Here is a 3,844-nt window from a genome sequence, read left to right as displayed (position 1 = left end):
ATGGATGGGGCGCTATGGCACCAACCAAGTTTGGATCAAGACAATGTGACCATGCTTAAATTGCCTCCCTACTCACCTGAACTTAACCCTGCTGAACAGGTATGGCAGTACCTTAAACAGCATTGGTTATCTAATCGCTGTTTTGAGAGTTATGATGCGATTGTCGATGCGGCATGTGACGCTTGGAATGCATTGTGTAATCAGACTAACTTAATTAGGTCTATCACTCAGCGGGAGTGGTGCGACTTGAGTGTTATTTTTTAGAATTGGTATAACATTTTGAAAATAGCAGGCACAGCTAAAAAATAACGCATTACTCCTACTAATAGCAGCATGCAAGCCGTTCTTAATGCAGGCACATCGAACCCTGCAAAAAGCGCATAGCCAAAAGCAGTTATGGCAGCAATGATAAAAGCACATTGCCAGCGCGGTAACCAGTAGTAAATACTGGGTCTAAATCGATTAATCAAACCCGTTACCAAGGTGGCACATAATAAGCTTAAAAATAAAACATGGGTACCAGAGATGGCCAATAGATGGGATATGCCTCCAAACTGATATAAAGCCGTCATGTCGTCGCTAATTAAGCTGCGATCCCCGGTTAGTAGACTTAGAGTTACCGCGACTTCATCTTGGCTGTTTTTGATTTGAGAATTTGCCTCACTTGCCTGCTGTGAGCGCTTAAGCATCAACTGCAAAAAATGCTCACGAAACTTATAGCGCATGACATCTATCTTTTGCTGCAGAGTTAACTCAGTCGCAAGCCTTATAGAGGGATAGTGCGTTTCCACAATAAAAGCCTTTGCCGTGGCATGGCGGCTACTTAACCAGCGGTATTCATCAAACTCATCAGCATTTGTTTTATCTTTTAATTCAAGTGGCTGTAAAGCCAGCTTCATTCTCAATTGTTGATTGGGGGCTAACTGATTAAGCTCGCGGTCCTTATTTTGATAGCTTTGTAGCATAACCTTCATTGTCACTGGCAGCTTACTTAGACCAGATACGTCCGCTACTGATTTATTATTGTATAAAGAGTCCAGCTGAATATCAGACAACTGAACCAATTGCCGATAGCCTTGCAGTACCTCGCCCTCTTCAGCTTCTAGACGCTTATCACTTAACCCCATTGGGCTAACCGTAGCTTCTAAATAAAGGGGCTTTTGAGGAGAGGCTTCTATAAAAGCTAAGCGCTGTGCCACGCTATTACAGAGCACAGCCAGTAACAACAGCAGCAAAGTAGCTAGCTTAATAATGGGCTTAAAAAGCCCTTGCTGCCGCATCTGGGCATAAGGGTTAAGATAGATCTGAGTGATGATTTTAGACGACGCTATAGGAGGTGAAGCGTTTGATTTTTATCTTTTTAAGAGTAATGGGATCAGATAAGACAGGGAGCACAACAAGGCTATTAACGTCAGTAATACATAAGCGGCTACCTGCCAGCGATCACTGCCTACTTGGTGGGGGATATTGCTAAGAGCATAGAGCTGGCTCGGGTCCAGCTCCAAAATGGCCAACATTAAAGCAATTGCTAAAATCCCTGCTAACCAAATCAAATAAAATCCTTAGTAGTGGGTCAAGATCATCTCTGATGCTTGATTTAATGAAAACGGTTTAATCGTCGAAATTTTCCCATTTACCATTTTTTAGTAGCATCTGACGGTCGGCCATGGCTGCCAAACTTCTATCATGGGTTACCATTAATAATGCTGTTTTCATCGTGTCCTGTAACTCCGCCAATAAGCCAAAGATACTTTGGGCATTATCATAGTCTAAGTTACCGGTTGGCTCATCAGCCAATACCAATGAGGGCTTAGTCACCAAGGCTCTAGCAATGGCCACTCGCTGCCTTTCACCGCCCGATAACTCACCCGGACGGTGCTCTAATCGATGTCCCAACCCTACTCGCTCTAGCAAATCTACAGCTTGCTGGCGGGCTTCTTTAATGGGTACTTCCTTACGTAATAACAAAGGCATGGCAACGTTTTCAATGGCGGTAAATTCTGGCAACAGATGGTGGAACTGATAAATGAAGCCCAAATGCTTATTACGCATCTCGCCTCGTTCAGTCTCATTCATATTATTTAAGCACTTACCATGCAACCAAACCTCACCCGAGGTTGGTACATCAAGCCCACCCAAAAGATGCAATAAGGTACTTTTACCAGAACCACTGGTCCCGACAATGGCAATACGCTCGCCTGCATTCACTGTTAAGTCCAGACCAGTTAACACTTGGGTGCGAATATTGCCTTCATCGTAAATTTTATTGATGTTTTTTGCGACTAAAATTTCTGACATACTATTTTCTCAATGGCTATTATTCTAAATGACTTTTTTAAAACTTTTCTATCCTTTAAACCCACTTAATTATTCGTAACGTAGGGTTTGTGCAGGTTGAATGCTGGCTGCACGGCGAGCCGGATAAATAGTTGCCAAGAAACTCAATAAGAATGAAGTGGTGGTAATAATCAACACATCGGTCCAGCGCAGCTCTGTTGGCAGATAGTTAATAAAATAGGCATCAAATAAGTGTAAGTTAAAGACCTGATTTATCCAGCCTAATAAGTCACCTACCGTTAACGCTAAAATCACCCCTAGGATGGTTCCCGCCACAGTACCGATTACGCCAATGACCAAGCCTTGTACCATAAATACTTGGGTAATCAGCTTTGGTGAAGCCCCAAAAGTTTTTAAAATAGCAATGTCTGCTTTTTTGTCAGTGACCAACATAACCAGACTTGAGACGATATTAAAAGCGGCGACAATAATAATTAAGAACAGCAATAAACCCACCATCGCTTTTTCCATTTGAATGGCGCCAAACAAATTACCATGAGTCTTTGTCCAGTCATTAGGATATAGATAGCCTGGCTCAAGGTTAGCTGCTCGCTGCGCCACTTGCGGAGCTAAGAAGATATTATCTAGCTTCATGCGCACCCCTTGAGCACCAGGAGGCAAACGCAGTAAGGTTGCTGCATCGCCCATAGGAATAAACGCCACGAGGTTATCTACTTCACGACTGATATTAAATACACCGGTTAAGGTAAAACGCTTAAATCTAGGAATGACCCCGGCAGGTGAAGGAGAGGCTTCAGGCAAGACTAAAGTTACCTTATCCCCCACTTGTAGCCCTAGCGCTTCTACCATGCTTTCGCCCAAGACAATACTAAAGTCACCATCTTTTAAGGTATCAATGCTGCCCTCTACCATATGCTCATTAATAATAGAGACGTTTTTCTCGTATTCAGATTCAACCCCTGTGACCATGATGCCTGCTACCTGACCATTTGAGGTCAACATCCCTTGTAATTCAATAAAGGGAGCCACCGCAACCACTTCAGGATCTTTCTCAATTTTATCGGCCAGACCTTTCCAATCAGAAATAATCTCACCTGAGCTGACAGTGGCTTGTGGCACCATCCCTAAAATACGAGTTTTAAGCTCCCGGTCAAACCCATTCATCACGGATAAAACCGTAATTAATACGGCAACCCCTAGGGTTAATCCCACCATTGAAATCAGTGATATCAAAGAGATAAAGCGGTTACTGCGCTCAGCGCGCGTATAACGTAATCCTAAAAATAAGGCTAATGGACGAAACATAATTCAGGCTCTTAACCGGTTAGAAGTTAACTAATAAGTAACTATAAGATAATAACTAAAATGATAATTAAAGGGTCATGCTAAATAGCAAAGCCCATAGTTTGACACAAACACAGCTAACTTGGCTATGTTTGATTGATGCAATTATTTTAATATATCTATCTGTGACTTGTTTTATTAACCAAAAACTCTTAATTTACTAATAGTAATAATGGCATATAGTGTTCATGGCTTCTTATAG

5 protein-coding genes are annotated in these 3,844 nt (G+C 42.3%); 1 reads left to right on the top strand and 4 read right to left on the bottom strand.

The genetic code is table 11. The features are described from left to right. Window positions 1–264 (top strand): transposase (locus A1019T_RS14030; RefSeq protein WP_425271961.1); only part of this gene is annotated, 264 nt, incomplete at its 5' end. Here the strand turns inward: A1019T_RS14030 and A1019T_RS10955 are convergent. From A1019T_RS10955 to A1019T_RS10940, 4 genes are all read right to left on the bottom strand, one after another. Further along, entirely contained in the window at window positions 261–1,280 is a 1,020-nt protein-coding gene (locus A1019T_RS10955; protein WP_077451666.1) for a ComEC/Rec2 family competence protein, read from the bottom strand. The two genes, A1019T_RS14030 and A1019T_RS10955, sit on opposite strands and share 4 nt — an antisense overlap. A 72-nt stretch (window positions 1,281–1,352) precedes the next feature. Further along, window positions 1,353–1,553 carry a hypothetical protein gene (locus A1019T_RS10950; RefSeq protein WP_077451665.1) on the bottom strand — a complete coding sequence of 67 codons (201 nt, stop codon included), beginning with the start codon at window positions 1,551–1,553 and terminating at the stop codon, window positions 1,353–1,355. A gap of 58 nt (window positions 1,554–1,611) precedes the next feature. After that, complete coding sequence (lolD, locus tag A1019T_RS10945) at window positions 1,612–2,298, bottom strand: lipoprotein-releasing ABC transporter ATP-binding protein LolD (protein ID WP_077451664.1); 687 nt, start codon at window positions 2,296–2,298, stop codon at window positions 1,612–1,614. A gap of 69 nt (window positions 2,299–2,367) precedes the next feature. After that, the gene (locus tag A1019T_RS10940; protein WP_077451663.1) at window positions 2,368–3,603 is read right to left on the bottom strand and encodes a lipoprotein-releasing ABC transporter permease subunit; all 1,236 of its coding nucleotides are present in this window, start codon (window positions 3,601–3,603) and stop codon (window positions 2,368–2,370) included. Window positions 3,604–3,844: the final 241 nt, after the last annotated feature.

Source organism: Psychrobacter piechaudii, from assembly GCF_900162825.1.
Classification (GTDB): Bacteria; Pseudomonadota; Gammaproteobacteria; order Pseudomonadales; family Moraxellaceae; genus Psychrobacter; species Psychrobacter piechaudii.
Note: the sequence above shows the minus strand (reverse complement) of the source record. Positions and strands in the feature narration are given on the sequence as shown.